This is a genomic window from Ornithinimicrobium cavernae (genome assembly GCF_003121625.1).
Classification (GTDB): Bacteria; Actinomycetota; Actinomycetes; order Actinomycetales; family Dermatophilaceae; genus Ornithinicoccus; species Ornithinicoccus cavernae.
This window is the reverse complement of sequence record NZ_QDDJ01000060.1, coordinates 1-523: the sequence shown is the minus strand read 5'-3', so window position 1 is coordinate 523 and position 523 is coordinate 1. Positions and strand designations below refer to the sequence as shown.

The 523-nt window shown below is 73.2% G+C and carries 1 protein-coding gene; it reads right to left on the bottom strand.

The genetic code is table 11. The annotated features are described in order from the left end of the window. Window positions 1-512: hypothetical protein (locus DA085_RS20780; protein WP_154402284.1), on the bottom strand; the 512-nt coding region annotated here is incomplete at its 3' end. Window positions 513-523 lie beyond the last annotated feature (11 nt).

The following is a 523-nucleotide window of genomic DNA, read 5'->3' as shown; positions in this document are numbered from 1 at the left end:
GTGGTTTCGGGGTCGCGGGCCCGGATCTTGTGGGCCTCCCGGGACAGGGCCCGGTAGAACTCCTTGTGCCGCCACGGGTCCCCGGTCCACTCCCCAGCAGAGTCGAGGCGTTCGGTGACCGCGGCCGCGGGGTCGTCCCCGAACAGCCCGTGCGCGATGGCCGCGGCGTCCGCAGTGGTCAGGTCGGTGCACTCCCGGTAGTACCGGCGGGCCAACCGCCACGAGGCTTCCCCGGTGGCCAGGGCGTGGGTCACCGCGGCCCGCACCGCGGCCGGGGTAGCGGCCAGGGCGACCAGGTCGCTGACTTCCCCCACACCCCACCCGGTGACCGCTTCAATCTCGTGGCGGGTCAGGACCTTGGCCCGCGCCCGCCACTCCTCCCGGCCCTCGGCGGACAGGTCCTCGGGGGTGGTGGCACCCTTATCCACCAAGAGGAGCTGGCCGGTGGTCGCGGTCAACTGCCGCACCGCGGACAGCAGCACCGCATCCAACGCCCCGGTCGTCGTCGTCAACGTCTCCACCG